The 17,353-nt window shown below is 47.4% G+C and carries 16 protein-coding genes; 9 read left to right on the plus strand and 7 right to left on the minus strand.

Features of this window, described 5'->3' with window-relative positions:
* Nucleotides 1-9: 9 nt before the first annotated feature.
* The 4 genes from ACFQRK_RS03765 to ACFQRK_RS03780 all read right to left on the minus strand — a co-directional run bounded on the left by ACFQRK_RS03765 (nt 10) and on the right by ACFQRK_RS03780 (nt 2,894).
* On the minus strand, nt 10-483 hold the full coding sequence (locus tag ACFQRK_RS03765; RefSeq protein WP_379003778.1) for an OsmC family protein: 474 nt from the start codon (nt 481-483) through the stop codon (nt 10-12).
* Between the two features lie 124 nt (nt 484-607).
* Nucleotides 608-1,114: a hypothetical protein gene (locus ACFQRK_RS03770; protein ID WP_379003780.1), complete on the minus strand. Its 507-nt coding sequence runs from the start codon at nt 1,112-1,114 to the stop codon at nt 608-610.
* Nucleotides 1,115-1,197: 83 nt separating this feature from the next.
* Nucleotides 1,198-2,358 (minus strand): hypothetical protein, encoded by a 1,161-nt coding sequence (locus ACFQRK_RS03775; RefSeq protein WP_379003782.1) that lies wholly within the window; start codon nt 2,356-2,358, stop codon nt 1,198-1,200.
* A gap of 2 nt (nt 2,359-2,360) precedes the next feature.
* Complete coding sequence (locus ACFQRK_RS03780; RefSeq protein ID WP_379003784.1) at nt 2,361-2,894, minus strand: RNA polymerase sigma factor; 534 nt, start codon at nt 2,892-2,894, stop codon at nt 2,361-2,363.
* Nucleotides 2,895-3,121: 227 nt separating this feature from the next.
* Between ACFQRK_RS03780 and ACFQRK_RS03785 the strand changes: the two genes are divergently transcribed.
* Nucleotides 3,122-3,826, plus strand: a complete 705-nt coding sequence (locus ACFQRK_RS03785) for a DUF4397 domain-containing protein (protein WP_379003787.1) — start codon at nt 3,122-3,124, stop codon at nt 3,824-3,826.
* A 103-nt stretch (nt 3,827-3,929) separates the two neighbouring features.
* Here the strand turns inward: ACFQRK_RS03785 and ACFQRK_RS03790 are convergent, their stop codons facing one another.
* The 3 genes from ACFQRK_RS03790 to ACFQRK_RS03800 form a co-directional block, all read right to left on the minus strand.
* Nucleotides 3,930-5,138, minus strand: a complete 1,209-nt coding sequence (locus tag ACFQRK_RS03790; RefSeq protein ID WP_379003789.1) for a RidA family protein — start codon at nt 5,136-5,138, stop codon at nt 3,930-3,932.
* Between the two features lie 120 nt (nt 5,139-5,258).
* Nucleotides 5,259-5,582 (minus strand): nuclear transport factor 2 family protein, encoded by a 324-nt coding sequence (locus ACFQRK_RS03795; protein ID WP_379003791.1) that lies wholly within the window; start codon nt 5,580-5,582, stop codon nt 5,259-5,261.
* 20 nt (nt 5,583-5,602) lie between these two features.
* On the minus strand, nt 5,603-6,397 hold the full coding sequence (locus ACFQRK_RS03800; protein WP_379003794.1) for an SDR family oxidoreductase: 795 nt from the start codon (nt 6,395-6,397) through the stop codon (nt 5,603-5,605).
* Nucleotides 6,398-6,521: 124 nt separating this feature from the next.
* Here ACFQRK_RS03800 and ACFQRK_RS03805 point away from each other — a divergent pair, with 124 nt between their 5' ends.
* From ACFQRK_RS03805 to ACFQRK_RS03840, 8 genes are all read left to right on the plus strand, one after another.
* A complete protein-coding gene (locus ACFQRK_RS03805) occupies nt 6,522-6,917 on the plus strand; it encodes a winged helix-turn-helix transcriptional regulator (RefSeq protein WP_379003797.1) in 396 nt (131 codons plus the stop codon).
* 82 nt (nt 6,918-6,999) lie between these two features.
* Complete coding sequence (locus tag ACFQRK_RS03810; RefSeq protein ID WP_379003800.1) at nt 7,000-7,593, plus strand: RNA polymerase sigma factor; 594 nt, start codon at nt 7,000-7,002, stop codon at nt 7,591-7,593.
* Between the two features lie 79 nt (nt 7,594-7,672).
* Nucleotides 7,673-8,800 carry a FecR family protein gene (locus ACFQRK_RS03815; protein WP_379003802.1) on the plus strand — a complete coding sequence of 376 codons (1,128 nt, stop codon included), beginning with the start codon at nt 7,673-7,675 and terminating at the stop codon, nt 8,798-8,800.
* Nucleotides 8,801-9,025: 225 nt separating this feature from the next.
* Nucleotides 9,026-12,451 (plus strand): SusC/RagA family TonB-linked outer membrane protein, encoded by a 3,426-nt coding sequence (locus ACFQRK_RS03820; protein WP_379003804.1) that lies wholly within the window; start codon nt 9,026-9,028, stop codon nt 12,449-12,451.
* A gap of 11 nt (nt 12,452-12,462) precedes the next feature.
* Complete coding sequence (locus ACFQRK_RS03825) at nt 12,463-14,196, plus strand: RagB/SusD family nutrient uptake outer membrane protein (RefSeq protein ID WP_379003807.1); 1,734 nt, start codon at nt 12,463-12,465, stop codon at nt 14,194-14,196.
* 138 nt (nt 14,197-14,334) lie between these two features.
* Nucleotides 14,335-15,063 (plus strand): alpha/beta hydrolase, encoded by a 729-nt coding sequence (locus ACFQRK_RS03830; protein WP_379003808.1) that lies wholly within the window; start codon nt 14,335-14,337, stop codon nt 15,061-15,063.
* A gap of 177 nt (nt 15,064-15,240) precedes the next feature.
* Complete coding sequence (locus tag ACFQRK_RS03835) at nt 15,241-15,831, plus strand: GNAT family N-acetyltransferase (protein WP_379003810.1); 591 nt, start codon at nt 15,241-15,243, stop codon at nt 15,829-15,831.
* A 21-nt stretch (nt 15,832-15,852) separates the two neighbouring features.
* The gene (locus ACFQRK_RS03840; RefSeq protein WP_379003812.1) at nt 15,853-17,034 is read left to right on the plus strand and encodes a multidrug effflux MFS transporter; all 1,182 of its coding nucleotides are present in this window, start codon (nt 15,853-15,855) and stop codon (nt 17,032-17,034) included.
* The last annotated feature ends 319 nt before the right edge of the window (nt 17,035-17,353 follow it).

Below are 17,353 nucleotides of genomic sequence, written 5' to 3' on the forward strand. Positions count from 1 at the left end.
CTTGACAAACTACGGCTTTACGACTGCCCTTGGGTAGTGGTTAACAGGGAAATTTACCGAGTTGGCAATAAAGCATCGTTCGTTAGCCTGTTTATGCAGTTGATTTGCTTTGTCTATCATGGAAGCGTCCGTAACTGTCACAACGGGATTAAGCGTTACGTCCACGAAGCGGCCACCGCCATCGGTGTTCTCTGTCATGATGCCCATCGCATTGTCTACATACTCTACGACGATCACACCGGCTTGTGAACATAAGTGGAGATACCATAGCATATGGCACGTCGACAACGAGGAGACAAACAATTCTTCCGGATTATGCTTCGTGCTATCGCCGCGGAATGCCGGATCAGATGAACCCCAAATGTCGATTTTACGATCTACCGAAATTAAATGTTCCCGGCTATATGATTTGAACTCACTCGTTCCTTCACCTTTGTTTCCCGTCCATTTGACGCGCACCTGGTATTGATGTTGTCCGTGCATGATTCCTGATTTTCGTGTTGCCTAAGCCGTTTTCAGGTTAGACGTCCGATGGTCAAAGTCTGCTACAGGCGCGTTGAAAATACCGTAAGTCCGGAATATGTTTGTCGCACTGGCGTTTACCTCGCTACTTGTTTTCGGAGGTAGTCGTTCCATCCGGATTCAGGGTTGCCGTTTGAATTTTGGACCCGTTGATTACATGGAAATGATAGTCTTCGACGTTATTGCGCTCACCGATTATTTTTTGGAGATTGACTGTCACGGATAACTCCTTGTCGCTATCGAAATCTCCAGCCGTGTTGTCATAAAGCAGAATCAATTGGATTCCCATGGGAAACGATTCCTGTATGCGGCCATCCCAGATAAACTGAAACGACTCGGCGTCACTACCGCCTTTTACCTTGACTTCCAATACGTCACTTTTCCGGATGACTTCTAGGATTTCGAATGCGTGTTCCGAAGTTCGGCTTCCGAGCGTATTGGCGAAAAGTTTACTGCCCATCACCAGATTCGCTTCCAGTCGGAAAGGATCTTCGTTATCTGGCCCGTCATTCTTCTTGTTGCAGCCCAAAAGAAAAAGTGTGCTCAACGCCACCATGCAGGTAGTTAGTCTTAGTACGAATTGATTTTTCATGTTTTTATGTATTGTTGTTAACGCATTTGTCTCTTGCTCAAACACCGCTCCGGCTTTAATTGCTACAACGAATCGTGAATATTTTAGAATAATACTTTGATTCTAAGCCCCGAATTGAAAAGATTTACATGGTCGCGCTGCAGCCCGCCCATCGGTATTTTTATAAACGGTTCAAAAAGCATGTCCGTCCGCTTATTGAAGCGCTGCTTCCTGCCTATGGATAGATTCAGGTAACCCAAATTACCCCGCCCTTCAAAATCTGTATCCACACTTTCTTTCTGGTATTCGGTTTTAACCACTTCGAAGACTGCTACCGACGCTCCGCTTTCAGGATCGATCGTCACGCTTTCCCGCAAAACCTCGGATTCCATTCGGTATGTTTTACGCTCATCCAGAACGGCCAGGGCCGAGATTCCGACCGACGCATACCAGCCGTCGGCCGGTTCGTAAACAACCGTCAACGGAATATCGATTGCCTTGATAGTCGACTCGCCACCGAGTATTTTCGTGTCGTAGGATAACGGTACCGGGTCGGTCTCGTGGATTGCAGAAACACGTGCGTATGTCAACCCCGTAGCCAGCTTGATCTTTTCCGAGAGGTCGAACTGCGTGAATACACCCGCCGCGAAATTCACATGGTCCCCTGTGAGCGAGGAGTTAACCTCGAGGCCAAATTTCCATCTGCTAAATGCGTCCATGTGCATTTCCTGCGAATGCGAATCGACAATGAGCTCCCCGCTTCCCAATGACAAATTCATGTCTTCTCTGCTTATCGCAGGCAGGGCCAAGGGCAGCGTCGCTTGTGCTTTCGGGATATTCGTTTCAATGGTTCTCGTGATGCTGGCAAGTCGTTCGTACGTGGTCGCAACCCTTGTCTTTTCAGGAGGCCTGAAGGTGGGGCGTAAGGTATCTCCGGTAACGGACTCGGCGTTGGGTTGTTTCGGCAGCGCCAATCGCTGCTCTGTAATGCTGGTAGTCTCCTGCTTGGCCCTCGATTCCGGATCAATTTGACGTTTTCCCGATCTGTCCCACGGAATATATACCAACACGCCAATTAATATGACAGCGGCCGACACATATTTCCAAAAGAAAAACCGAGTTTTTGTTGGCTTCCGCCGGTCTTCGTCTAATTTCTGCCCGTACAACTTCTGGAAATTCTCCCAGTTTCCCTCTTCATAGGGTATCTCGAAATCAAGAAGACTATCCCTGATCTCATCTATTAATTTTTTGTCATCGCTGCTCATAGCTATGCCATAAAAGTTCGGTACAACATTTTGAGTTTTTCCTTCGCCCTCGTCAAATATACCCGGCTCGAGCTAGCCGAAATCCCCATGAGCTCGGCAATTTCGTCGTGATTGAACCCTTCGATCTCATACAATGTGAATACTTTCCTGTAATTCGGCGCCAGGTTATTGATGAGATCCCACATGTTTTGTACATGCAGGTTGTCTTGCAGCATGACCGGAAAGCGCCAGTCGTTTTCGACCGTCAGCGGTTCCTGCAACCTGCTTGTTTTATGCTTCCGCAATTCATTGAGAGCTGTCCGTGCCGTTATTTTTGCCATCCATCCCTTCAGCATTTTGTTGAAGTTTGCCCGGTCATTGCATTCAAAGGCATTAAGGTTTATGAAAATTTTCACGAAGCTATCGTTTACGACCATACAGGCCATGTCCCTGTCCGAAACATATCGCAAGGCGACACCCATAAGGTACCCCCAGTAATATTTGTAAATACGTTCTCTCAGTTTGTCGTCGATATGCCGCCAATTCTTTGACAGCATTTCGATCAAGTCGTTATCCGTACGCAAATTTTCAACGGCTGGGCTTCAATCTAACTACTATGTAAGTTTTCCTATTCGATTGCAGAAACACGCATTTTCGCGCGAACGCTACACGAAGAGCGCAATATTTGCCGATATGCAGAAAGTCGCCGGTTTATGTAGCACGCCGTGGGATTTGCGTGTTTCGGCTTGTGAAATTTGATTAGTTACACGTAAAATTAAAGACTATGAACACCCAATTACGGAAATTCCCCAAACTATTTTTTCTAGCTTCAATGGTTTCACTGGTGGCGTTCGCCGCATGTGATAAGGACGATGACGGCTCGCCAAAGCCAACCGGATCTGGTAAAGTAGCCCTCCTGAATGCCGCGTTCAGCGCCGACTCCCTTAACCTTTTTGTCGATGCGAAGAAGGCAAGCAAAAAGCTTCTAGGATATAGCGACAGTTTAAACTATATTGACGTGACAACCGGTGACCGTGCGTTTGAAATCAAAGGAAAAGATGACAAATCGCTATTGAGAAAATCAATAGCGGTAGAGAAAGACAAAAATTATTCCCTGCTTGCAACCAATTCGAAAGACGGCAAAACGTTCGAGTTCGTTCAGGTAACAGACGACCTCACCGCACCCAAAACAGATAAAGCCAAAGTCAGGCTTATACATCTTTCGCCGGATGCAGGAAAGCTTAACTTGGTGGCGGGAGAGACCAAACTGGCCGAGAACATCGCCTACAAAAGTGCCAGTGCTTTTAAAGAGGTGGACGCGAAGAAAACTTCTTTTGACATCGTGGATCCCGAAGCAGAGGAAACGGTACTCACCGTCAACAATCTGGAATTAACAAAGGGTAAGATTTATACCATCTGGATAACAGGACTACAGGAGACTGACGATGTTAAAAAGGAAGTGAAAGCACATATCTTTGTCAATAGATAACTTGTAAATCCGACCGTTTTACCGATCGGCACGAAGACTTGGCTATTCAGCGGTTTTCGTGTCGATTTTTTTGCGGCGCCTAGGGGCGTCCGATAGGAGTCGGTTACTGTTCCTTTACCACGCCGATCATGTCAATATTGATACACTTGCCTTTTCCGACCCCCTTCACCATCGCTTTGGATGCTGCTGGCGGGCGTTGGGGATCGTAGAAATTTGGTCGGATTTTATTAAGGGAAACACTGGCTTCATTGTCAGATACGTAATAGGTTGCTTTTCCGAGGTGTGCAAAATCACTTCCGGCCGCGGTTAGCAGTTCTTTCAGGGACGCAAATATTTCAGCTGTTTGCTTTTCGGGATCGTCGGAAGCCCCGTATAAGGACGATACATAGAACCGCTTACCGCGATGGATTTGAGTCACCTTACTGTATATAGGAGACGCAGTCATCATGGGGGGTGTAATGAAGCTCATCTGATCCGCAGCCTTTGCGGTTTCAGCGGGCGAAGCCGCAATCAGCTCAATTTCAATTACCGGATTCTGGCTAACCCAATCCACAAATACCAGCGGTGGAACGGCTGAACCGTCAAAAAATCTAGCAAATTCCTCTTCTACGATATGCACGTCCGTCATCGGCTGCATAAAGGATTTGATTTGGATTACTTGATCTTTGGCGATTCCTAAATGCGCTAGCGTAGCCGCTAACTGCTTGATTGTTCCGCGCGTAGCCTCAACAAGGTCCCCTTCGTCCGCTTGTCCCGAAACATAGGTAACTCCCCCTGCCGGCAATACCGAAACATGTGCCCCTTTGGACGCATTATGCATAGCCGGCGAGTTAAAATAGCGGGGCCGGTGGTCGTCACGCAGACCCGATACCGCAACCGCATCCATTGCAATATCGGCGTCTGGATGCGAAAGATCTCCGATTACAAAACTTACTGCCGGCTTATTTTTTGTGCTGAATTTTGTGCTGAATTCTTTCTGTACCTCCGGAATGAGGTCTTCTTTTGACAAATAAACATTAAGTTTAACCACCCGATCCAGGTCTGAATCCGCTTCCTTCAGCGCCAATGAAATATTTTTGAATACCTGGTCAATTTGTTTTGCGGGGATGTTTTTTCCAATGAGCGCACCTTTTTTATTGAATGGCAAAAATTGTGCGGTATGCGCCAAAGGAACCTGGTCTACTACGACGGCTTGTGAGCTTCCGGTAGTGGCCGCGGACTGAATTGCGTTGATTACCGGATTACGATTTTCCGATTGAGCAAATGCTGATAGGGATCCACCCAGCAATAACAGTAGAATTGAACTCTTCATATATATAACGTTGCTTTAGTTACTGGAACGTTCTTGGTTAAAACTATCGCAAAGGTATCAAATTTTATGTCAAGTGGCATGAAGTCGCAATTGCCCTGTCAAATCGACGTATCGTTTGAATTATCCCGTTATTTTCAACGATTGTATCCGACCCTCTACAAGTTCAAAATGATAGTTCAGTTGAATAGGGCTTCCATCGAACGTACCGGAAATTGCGGCTTTCAAGATGCTTAATGTTCCCTTTTCTTCGAAGCTGAGGGGTGTCATTACGGTTCTAAATTGTTCGTTGGCATTTCGAATCCAATATTCAATTTCTTGTCGCCCCTGATAGGTTTTTCCCTCGTCAAAGACTACCGCCGTTTCGGAAAAGCAAGCTGCGTAGGCAGTACTATCAAAATTGGCTTGTGCGGTTATTAAATCCGATACTACTTTTGGTAATTTCATGGTTCTATATTTTAAGGTTATTAAATCGTTGGAAGGGTTCCACCGTCGATTACAAATTCGGTTCCCGTAAGGTAATTTGCTCTCGGCGAAACGAGGAAGGCAACTAGCTCGGCGACCTCCTCGGGTTTGGCAGGCCTTCCATATGGAATTCCGCCCAAGGCATCCATTATCTGTTGCTCTGCTTCGAGGGCGGAGATATTCGAACTTTTGGCAATGCGTTCTGTCATTCGTTTCGCGGCCTCGGTCATAACCCATCCCGGCGAAACCGTAAGCACCCGTACACCTTTCGGCGAAACTTCGTTTGACACGCCCTTGCTATAGTTAATTAATCCAGCCTTCGCAGCGGCATAGGGTAACGTAGCATCGTATAACGGCAACTTTCCCTGAATAGACGCGATGTGGACAATTACACCATTTCTTTTTTTGATCATGTGCGGCAACAACGCGCGATCCAATCGGACCGGAGCAAGCAGATTGGTTTGGATCGTTTCTTCCCAATCCCGATTTGTTAACGCTGCAAAGCCTCCTCCCGGCGTCTCGGAACCGCCAAGATTGTTTACCAGTATGTCGAGTTGTCCGAACGTTTCCAGGACGCGCGAAGCCACATTGTCTGCTGCTTCGGGTTCGCTTAAGTCGGCCGGAATAAAATGCAGTTCGGTGTTGGAAGGTTCTGGTTGATTTCTTGCCGTGATAATTACGTTTGCTCCCGCTCTTTTTAAACGTTCCGCAATTGCTTTACCAGTTCCTTTTGTACCACCTGTCACCAGGGCGACTCTTCCGGTTAGTTCATTTGAATCATCAAAATAAGCTGTCATTGCCATTTCTTTTTGTGCAAATTTGGAGAGTATGGCGTGCTCCCACAAGTACGGAATAGCGATTCATATAGTGATAAATTATTCCCATACCGTACATTTTGAAACATAGGTTTATATTTGGGTTATGTATGAAAGAAAGATAGTACCTAATCTGAATTGTGGGCTTGATCTGGTCGGTGAAGTCTTATACGGCAAGTGGAAAATGCGTCTGCTGTGGTTTATTAATGAGGGATATAAGCGACCGAGTGAGTTACAGCGTAAAATACCGGACGCTTCGCGTAGGGTGTTAACCATCCAGTTGAAAGAATTGGAGGAACACGAACTGGTCACCAGAAAAATCTATCCCGTTGTCCCCCCTAAAGTGGAATACCGTCTCACCGAATTCGGAGAAAGCTTAATTCCGGTCATTGATGTGCTGGGGCGCTGGGGAGATGATAATGGAGAGCGGCTACGAACGGTAATAGCCAAAGGATTGCCGCATTCAGCTCTTGTTCCAAGCGAAGCAGCGCAAGGGCATTAATATTCGCCTTATCGATATAAACGCTCGCATTCTTTCAGAGAAGGAAAGAATTCCTAAGTTTGCGTTATTCGAGTTACATGCAATGCAAGATTTCAGTTACTATACCGACCCAGAGCTTCTGCAACTACTGAAAGACGGAGATACCCGGGCGATGACAGAAATCTATGATCGGTATTGGTTACTTCTATACCGTCATGCATTGCGGATGCTCCGTTCCGAAGAGGAAGCGGAGGACGTACTTCAAGATACCTTTTCTTCGTTGTGGGGAAGGTTAGGTGACCTGAACCTGGCGGGTAGCCTATCCGCTTTCCTTTACGGCATACTACGGAACAAAGTACTTAACCGCATGGCGTATCACAAAGTGCGTGAAAACCATTTCCGTTCCTTGGGTGCGTTTGAAGAATCAGGAGAGGTAATGCCTGATCAATTATTGAGAGACAAGGAGCTAGCCCGCATTATCGAGGAAGAAATCGGTCGGTTGCCAAGCAAGATGCGTGCCATCTTCGAACTCCGCCATCGCGAAGAACTATCGTACAAGGAAATTGCCGAGCAATTGAAAGTAACAGAGCACACGGTAAGAAAGCAACTCAGCAACGCGCTTCACATCCTACGCGAACGCCTTAGGCGCTTAGGCCTGTCCTTTTCTGCGCTTCAATGTTACGTTAAAGTAACCTAGGAAAGGCGCGTTCAAGGCCATTTCTCAACAAAGCAAAAAAAATCTTACACATTTCTTTCTTTCAACTTACTTATAGTAAATGATGGAAGAAAAAGACTCCAGTTTAGGAAGAGGTATACGGCTGTTAGATAAATACCGACAAGGTACAGCCACACCCCAAGAACGTGCGGTGGTTGAATCGTGGTATACAAAGTATGCTAGTGAGTTACCTAAAAAGACAGGTAAAGACGAAGCGGCAGTGCAAAAGCGGGTATGGGCAAAACTAAATAGACGGCCGAAAGTGTACTACCTGCGTAAATGGATTCCGTATACCGCTGCAGCTGTTTTGGTTGTGATCACTGCGTATTTCTCTATGGGCGATAGGCAGCAAATGTCGGATGCAACCGTTACCACCGAAGAGATCCAGCCCGGGGGCAATCGAGCCACCTTGACGTTTGCCGACGGGCGCAGCGTAAAACTTGACGAAGGTATGGACGGTATCGTAATGGGAGAAGATGTTACCTATCTCGACGGTCGGCAGGTCGTGTCGAAAGGGGATGCCACCTCTTCGGACGGCGCCAAAGCAGCAATGACAATCTCTACCCCTCGGGGTGGGCAATATCGGGTAGTCCTTGACGACGGAACGGAAGTGTGGCTCAATGCCGAATCGACGTTGCACTATCCGGCTAAATTCAACGGCAAGTATCGTCTGGTTGAGATTGAGGGAGAAGCGTATTTTGCGATAGCCAAAGATCCGCAGAAGCCATTTAAGCTCCGCGCCAAGGGTCAATTGATCGAGGTGCTTGGCACCGAGTTTAACGTTTCGGCTTATGCAAACGATGCAGCCACTCAAACTACGTTAGTACGGGGGAAAATACGCGTACAACCTGATCGTTATGACGCGGTAATCCTTCATCCCGGACAACAATCAATTGTCGACTCAACCTCGGTTAACATTGAAAAGGTAAACGTCGGACAATATGCGGCCTGGAAAGAAGGATATTTCTATTTTAATGGGGATTCTCCAGAAGATGCATTTGCGCAACTAAGTCGTTGGTACGATATAGAAGTGGTTTATAGCGGTAGAGTTCCTAAGCTTGCATTTTATGGCGAGATTGAACGGAACAAGACTTTGGGCTCGTTATTGAAAATTCTACATAAAGCGGGGCTTGATTTCCAAGTTGTCCATAAAGGAAACAGAAATCAACTTATTATTGGCCGTCATTAATTTTGAAAATTTTCAGCTTTTTAAGCGATTAGATGCAATACTAACCAATTAAACTCAAGACAAGATGATGAAAACAGCACCCGAATAACCTGAAAAATCTCTTTTATTCATGCGAAGAAACCGGATGGTGCGACCACACCATCCGGGAAGTGTTTGGATAGCAAACACCGAGTATCGCTACAAGGATTTAACCAATTTATTTAACCATCCAAACAGGACAAATATATGACTTTTTCACCATGCGTGGAGGGGAGGCGTTATCCCATATTATACCGATTCATTCTCATTATGAAATTGACGGTTTTTCTCAGTACAGTGTTTGTATTGCAGGTTGTTGCCGAATCCAAGGCTCAAAAAATTAACTTAAGTGTACGCAATGTCGCGCTGCAAGAGGTGATGCATACGCTGAAGCGACAGCAAGGTTTTTCATTTTTCTTTTTAGGAGAACACATTGCTGAGACACGCGTCAACATTGATATTCGGAATGCGACTTTAGACGACGCGATGGAGGCCATTTTGGCCCCAAAAAACCTTGAATGGTATATTGAAGACAAGACAATTATTATTACGCGATCCAGTCGCAATTCGGGGCCTAATCAACCTTCAGGCCCGATTCCCGAAGAAATCCAACGACGTACCATTACCGGTCGGATTACCGATGAGCAGGCCAATCCGTTGGAAGGGGTAACGGTCCGGGTGAAGGGAACAAACGTTGCCTCAACTACTGACGTCGACGGCGCTTATGAAATCGACGTCCCTGAATACGGAACGGCATTAACCTATAGTGCCATCGGATTTGAAGCGGCCGAATCAACCATTGGGAGTAGGACTGTCATCAATGTCTCATTGAAAGCTGCGGTGAGTGATTTGGACGAGGTTGTCGTCGTCGGATACGGTACCCAACGTAGGTCCGACATGACTGGTGCGGTCGCTTCGGTAAAATCAAAAGATATACAGAACCTCCCGGTTCGTAGTATTAATGAAGCGCTACAGGGCCGCGCAGCAGGCGTACAGGTGACACGAAATGACGGAGCTCCTGGTTCAAATTCGGACATCGTAATAAGGGGAGTAGGATCCATCGGTGGAATGGCGCCTCTGTATATAGTCGACGGCGTACGGATGTCGGCAGGAAGCAATTTCAATTTACAGGACATCGCGTCCATAGAAATTTTAAAAGATGCCAGTGCAGCATCCATATATGGGGCTCAAGCTGCAGGTGGGGTCGTGCTGATTACCACAAAGCGAGGTGAGGTACGTGACCGGATGGATATAAACTTTAGCGCAAACTATGGTATCCGCGAACCCTTAAATCTGTTCGAAATGCTCCGAACACCGGACTACTACATCGCAAAAACCAATTTCGGTGTAGCTACAAGCAACTGGGGAGACCCCGCATCGTTGCCCGATCACGACTGGGTCAATTCCATGTACAAGAACGGTGACGAGCACAGCTATTCGCTATCGCTTTCCGGCGCTACCGCAAAGACAAACTATTATCTGTCCGCGAATTACCTCCAAGAGGACGGGACAATCATCGATAACTCATTTAAACGGTTTGGCCTTCGTTCCAACGCGGATTTCAACATAACGGATAAATTCAAGGTGGGCGAGACGTTATACGCATGGGCAACCACTACTAATCCAACGGTTAGCACGACGTATCCGTTTCGATCGGCACCGGTAGTTCCACTGCACGATGCTTCCAACCCGTATGGAGGATGGGGTAAGACCGGCAGTTTTTTCGGAGGCCCCAATCCCGTAGGCCAAGAATATTTGAATCACATACTGAATAAAACCTATGCCTTGGAAGGCAATGTCTATGCCGATTGGAACATTCTGCCGGGATTGAACTTCCGTTCCACATTCGGCCTGTCAATCTTCAGTATAAGCAATAGACGGTTTAATGAGGCATATGACTATGGAATCCTTGTTAATCATGTCGCTGCACTGATTCGGGACAACGATAATCAGCGCAATCTGACCGCTAATTTCGTACTAACTTACGATAAGACGATCCGGCAACACAGCTTCAAAGCGATGGCAGGTTATGAGGCGTACCGCTCAGATCTCACATCACTGCACGCAGAAGCCCAGGGATTCCCCTATGTAACTTACAATTTTGCGTTATCAAACAATCCAAGTAGCTACGTAGTCAGTGGAGGGGAGTTTCCCCAAACCCGCTTGCTTTCCCAATTTGGACGCATCAACTACGTATTTGCCGATAAATATCTCGCATCCTTCAACATCCGCCGCGATGGATCAGACCGCTTTGGGCCGGCCAATCGGTTCGGTGTGTTTCCATCAGGTTCAGTGGGGTGGCGGGTCAGTGAAGAACGATTCATTAAAGACAACATTCCACACATCAGTAATCTGAAATTCCGAGCCAGTTATGGAAAACTAGGCAGTACCAGCAATATTCCGCAGTATACGTATCAGGTATCCTATGGCGGTGCGGGTGGCACGAATAGTATGGGGCTGGCGGATGGCTCACGATTTAAAGGCTACGCGTTAACGGCGCAACTTGCTAATCAACACATTCGATGGGAAACCGTGCTTCAAACCGACATCGGGTTGGATTTAGGGCTGCTGAAAAATACCTTAAATCTTACGGTAGACTGGTATAGCCGGCAGACACAAGGGATGATATACCGTGTGCCTGTCGCCCATTCTGCAGGTTTTGGAAATACCTCCGTATTTACCAATATCGGGCAAATGAGCAACAAAGGCGTAGAGTTGACTGTGGACTATCAGGGTAAAGCAGGGCAGTTCAGCTACGCAGTCGCTGCAAATGCGTCGTTCAACCGAAATTTGGTGAAGCAGCTTGACGGGACAAACAACAATCCGATTAGCGACGGTGTCGCGAGTGCGGACCTTGATGGAAATGCCGGACGCACCGAAGTGGGTTACCCCATGAGCCAGTTTTACGGTTATCGGGTGGAAGGCATTTTTCAGAACAATGAGGAAGTCGCTTCACTTAATGAACTTGCCCGACAGGCAGCAGGAAACCAAAACCTTTTTTACCAGAATTCCGGCACGGCCGCTGGAGATCTGAGATACAAAGACGTCAACGGCGATGGGCGGATCACGACGGCAGACAAGACATTTATCGGCAATCCATGGCCGAAAATGATCTACGGACTTACGCTCACCGTAGGCTGGCGCGGACTGGAACTTGCTGCGCTTTTACAAGGGGTGGCAGGCGTAGACGTGTATAACGGGAACAAGCACGTCACGGAATATATGTATGGAGATTACAACACGACGAGGGATATTTTCAATGCCTCGTTTTTTAATGGAAATGGCTTGACGGAACAGCCAAGGGTAGGGGTAACGAATGAGAATGGTTCGTTTTCGCGCGACCCCAATTCAAATTACGGCCGGGTCTCCAGTTATTTTGTGGAAGATGGGGCATTCTTAAAAGTTCGGAATCTGGAGATAGGCTATACATTCGCTGATAACCTCACCAAGGCGCTGCGGGTTTCCGGTCTGAAGGTATACGTACAGGCACAGAATGTCTTCACGCTAACGAATTATGGTGGGCTCGATCCCGAGGTGCTTGGAAGGAACGGGACAACTGCTAGGGGAATTGATGCCATTAATTCGTATCCGCGTACCCGTTTATTTTCGGCTGGTGTGAACTTGAACTTCTAAAAGATAAAAACATGAAATTACCAAAATACGTATTGATTTTTTTGCCCGCATTCATTTATTCTTGTAATCCCGACTTCGTCGAAATAGACAATGCGACGGCCATTTCGACCCTAAATTATCCCAATACGGTAGACGACCTCGAACAGTTGTTAGCCGGCGTATATGCTACACAGCATGCGGCGGGCATTTTTGGGCGTGCAATCGGACCGTACAGCACCTACGTACTAGACCATACCTGCGATCTGAGTTGGCAGGGATCGCCCAATTGGATTCAAATGGGTCAGAATAATACGTTGCCAAACGATGCCTTTCTACGGCAAATTTGGCCGGATTTATGGCGGGGGGTACAACGCGCCAACACGCTGCTTTCCGGGGCAGCTCGCGTACGGGAGCATGCCAATGGAAGCACGCTAGCCGAAGTCGACCTCATCCGTGGGCAAGCGCTTTTTTTACGTGCCTGGTATTACTTTTACCTTACTGCTTTCTGGGCAGAGACATTTATCGTGGAGAGCGCAGGAGGGGAAAGGATGGGGGTGCCCATTGTCACGGAAGCAGCAAATAGCCTCAGCGAGACCCAAGTATCGCGGGCAACGGTAACGGAGACGTGGGAATTCATTATCAGTGACTTGGTAACGGCGGCAGAGTTGTTGGAAGGAACGTCATGGACTTCGTTGCCCGATAAACACAAGGCGGATGAATGGTCGGCGAAGGGATTTCTGGCGAAGGTATATGTTTTTGTACAGGATTGGGAGGCTGCAAAAGCGCTGTTGAACGAGGTGATTTCGCAAAGTAACAAAGCATTGGTCCCATTCGACGTGTATAGAACCATGTTTAACGGTGAACATGAATTCAATTCGGAATCATTGTATGAATTGAACCTCAATGTGGATATCACCTATCCCGGTGCCGATGACCGCTCGATGGGATCCCACATCGGGACCATGATTTCACCCACCTATGTGAGTCCGATAACCGGGACAGCAAGCGCTTCCGCTTGGTGTAATGTCTTTCCACACGCAAAAAATATCGCCCGTTTCGGTTTTGATCTCGGGCACTATTTCCCTCCGGGGACAACCGTAGCAAATGTCGCCAATGTGGATCCAGACTATGTTGCCGCTTCAAAGAAAGCAAGGTCAGAAAAGACGGTGGACCCCCGTCTTTGGGTGGCCTGTTTGCAACCTTATGTTGATTCCATGGTGGTTAACGGGGTAAAATATCCCATCTCTCACTACCTGGACATTAACGAAATTGATATGGAGGCTTGGAGTTTCCGGAAATACATCAATCTGAACGGTACCGAACTGGAAATAAATCGGGCAAATGGCAGCAATATTCTCTGGCTACGACTGGCTGATATTTACTTGCTTTATGCTGAGGCGCTCATCCGTACCGGAAATAATGCAGATGCCCTGGAATACATTAATAAAGTTAAACGACGCGCTTATGGCTTTACGGTTGATGAACCTTCGCCGATCGATTACAAAAGCCTGAGCGACCGAACGATGGCATCGGATCCTGTCTTACGGAATGACCCGTTAAAATATGAAAGATGGGCTGAGTTTTTTGGGGAATTTAATTGGTGGTTCGATGTATGCCGCTGGAAGATGGGAGCGAGCGAGGCCGCTTACTACGAGAAGATTCGGGGCGGATCGATTCAGTGGTCCGATGATTCGGATTATGCGCAGCCGATTCCCATTGATGAGCTGAACGCGAATCCCAGTATGGAACAAAACCCTGGATATTGAAGCGAAATCCGTGCATCTGGTTTCGAGGTCTTTCGAAACCGGATGCCTTTTCCTCACCTTCGCCGAAAAAAATTATTCATCGTGTAATAAACGTTCCTATTCCGCGACCAATTAGGTAAACGATGATAGCGTTATAGGATGAAGAAAAAATGGACTTTACGGCGGATTCTTCGGGCAATATGGATTGCTGGTGGGCTGGGATTCATGAGTTGGCTGCTGTATTCCTACCAATCGCGCGGCGTGAACGCCCATTGGCTGGAGGATAGCACAACGGTTAGCGTGCAACGTACCGGAGATTTCTTTAGTTTTAGCCCGACCGGCTATTATGACAGAGTCATGCTGTTTTATCCGGGCGCCATGGTCGACCCAAGGGCATATGTGCCGCTCTGTCGACAGATTGCGGATCGCGGTGTGAAGGTATACCTGATCCGGATGCCGTGGCGGATGGCGATGTATGGCTATAACAAGCCTATTGAGTTAAATCTGTTAGCCGATACAACCAAAACGTATATCCCAGCGGGGCATTCACAAGGTGCAAAGATGGCCGCACGGTTCGTTTACGAACACCCCGGTTTGATCGATAAGTTGGTGCTGATCGGCACCACTCATCCGCGAGACATATCCTTGTCAGATCGTACGCTCCCGGTCCTGAAGATTTACGGTTCTAAAGACGGCGTAGCCGAGGAGGCAGATATCTTGGCGAATAGGGGCAATCTGCCCGCCACAGCCGAGGTCGCTCGCATCGAAGGAGCGAATCATGCGCAATTTGGCTACTACGGATTCCAATTCGGCGATAGCCACGCCACGATCAGCCGGGCGGAGCAGCAGGCAAAAACGTTGCAGCACATACTTGGGTTTATCAATTGATCGCGTTTGAATCGCGCTTTGGCATCCTCCCCAATAGAATGCTCGAATGCTCGGCTAAGCCGTAAATCGTAAAATCAATGGTACTTATGTCGCTTCGGTTCCCCATGTCCAAAATACCCCGTAAGAAAGTCCGGTAGACACCCCGTTAAAATACCGAATACCCGCTACTTTTGTTAAATGAATGAACGTGATATAATCATAAAAGTGGCCCGGGCTTCGGATGAAAGCAGTGCCATTGATGCTTTAATATTGGCATTCAGTGTTGATCCGATGGTTCGCTGGTCCCTTCCCGATCCCACAACGTATTTGGCAACTTTTCCGTCGATAGCAAAGGCGTTTGGTGGAAGCGCGTTCCAGCGGGGGACCGCCTACATTGCCGATGGATGCGCGGGCGTAGCCATGTGGCTGCCGCCGGGTATCAAATCGGATGAGGAAGCACTAACGAGGCTGTTTGATGAAAATGCTGACGACAACGTAAAGGAAGACCTGCCGTCTATTTTTGAGCAGATGGAAAAATTTCGTCCTACCGAACCACATTGGTATTTGCCGATGATCGGTGTCGACCCAGCTTATCAGGGTACGGGTGTTGGCTCAGTATTAATGGCCGAAGCCCTCAAGGTTGTTGACAATGAGGGACTAATAGCGTACCTGGAATCTTCGAACCCTAGGAATATTTCACTGTATGAGCGTCATGGTTTCGACGTTATCGGCGAGATTCAATCCGGCGGATCGCCCGTTTTACGGCCCATGCTACGACGGGCTAGATAAACGATTAGCTTTTCGACGAAAATGAAACAGGGCGAGTTTATTGCGTTGTCGGCTTCAAGCATGATGCTTACCGCATTGGGAATTGACATCATGCTTCCTGCATTTGGTGAACTGCGGAACGATTTTAACCTCGATCCACATTCAACGGAAACCGCAAAAATCATTTCCTTCTTTTTTCTCGGCCAGGTAGCACAGATTGCTTTCGGCACGCTCTCCGATCGGTTTGGACGGTTACCCATTCTGCGGGTCGGGTTTCCGCTTTATGTCGTTGGTGGCATCGCCGCCGCTTTCGCTCCCAGTCTTTCACTGATGTTAGTTGCGCGTTTTGTGGCCGGTGTGGGCGCATCCGCAGTTTTTATGACCACCGTTGCGGGTGTACGCGACCGTTTTGTTGGCAACAAAATGGCACGAATCATGTCGCTCATTTTCACCATTTTTCTTTTCACACCCGTGATTGCCCCTTTTTTAGGCGCGGCGATTTTACGTCTTTCCTCATGGCAGGCAGTATTCCTGACACCACCTTTGTTTGCATTGATTGTCTTTTTGTGGTCATCGCGCCTTAAAGAATCATTACCGCGAAACAAAAGGATACCCCTGAACTTCTTCTCTATTGGTAAATCCATAGCGAGTGTTTTACGCAACCGGACCTTTCTTAGGTATACGACTATTACAACACTTCTTTTTACAGCACTCAGTTCTTATGTAGCCAGTTCGGAACACATTATTGGCGGGCTTTACGGCAAGCCTTCGTTGTTCGCGTGGGTTTTTGGGGGCATGGGTCTGCTCATGGCCTTATCAACCTTTATTAATTCATACTTATCGATGAAATATGGCGCAAGACGAGCGATAAAGTTTTTACTTCTACTATATACCTTGGTTGCGGCTTGTTTGGCAGTATCAACCGTTACCTTTGGGGATCCGCCAAATATGGCTTTATTTTTTATTGCCGTCACGCTGATGATGTCGATTAACCTCGCGGTTGAGCCCAACAGCAGTGCTCTCGCACTTGAACCGTTGGGAGATGTAGCAGGAATGGCTTCTTCCATATACGGCACCCTGTTCTTTTCGGTGGGTGCATCGTTGGGTTCTGTAATCAGCGACTTGATGGTTAACCGTGTTTCCCCCTTGGTGATAAGTTATCTCGTTATCGGAATTAGCGGTTTACTTCTGGCTCTAAACGATCGCAGGCCTCATAACGCGTAGGACTGACAGCGAAGCGATCAAAACCCATCCATTTCCTGTATGCACCGTGCAAATTTTGCGGCCTCTCGTATACAGGCTGACGCGCTATTTCATTTACTAAGCAATTCGCAGTAGGTTGCCTGTGACAATCTGAAGATCGTTATGTTGCCGGAATTTGTCGTCGGCTTTTCAAACAGAAATTGATAATTAAATAGCTGTTTTACAAATAAATAATGAATGTATTTTAAGTGTGTAATAATTACACTAAGGTTACAATTCATAACGCATTAGAATGTATCTTTGCAACCACATTAGATACTATATTAACTTCATTTTAACT

Source organism: Parapedobacter sp. GCM10030251, assembly GCF_042666505.1.
GTDB lineage: Bacteria > Bacteroidota > Bacteroidia > Sphingobacteriales > Sphingobacteriaceae > Parapedobacter.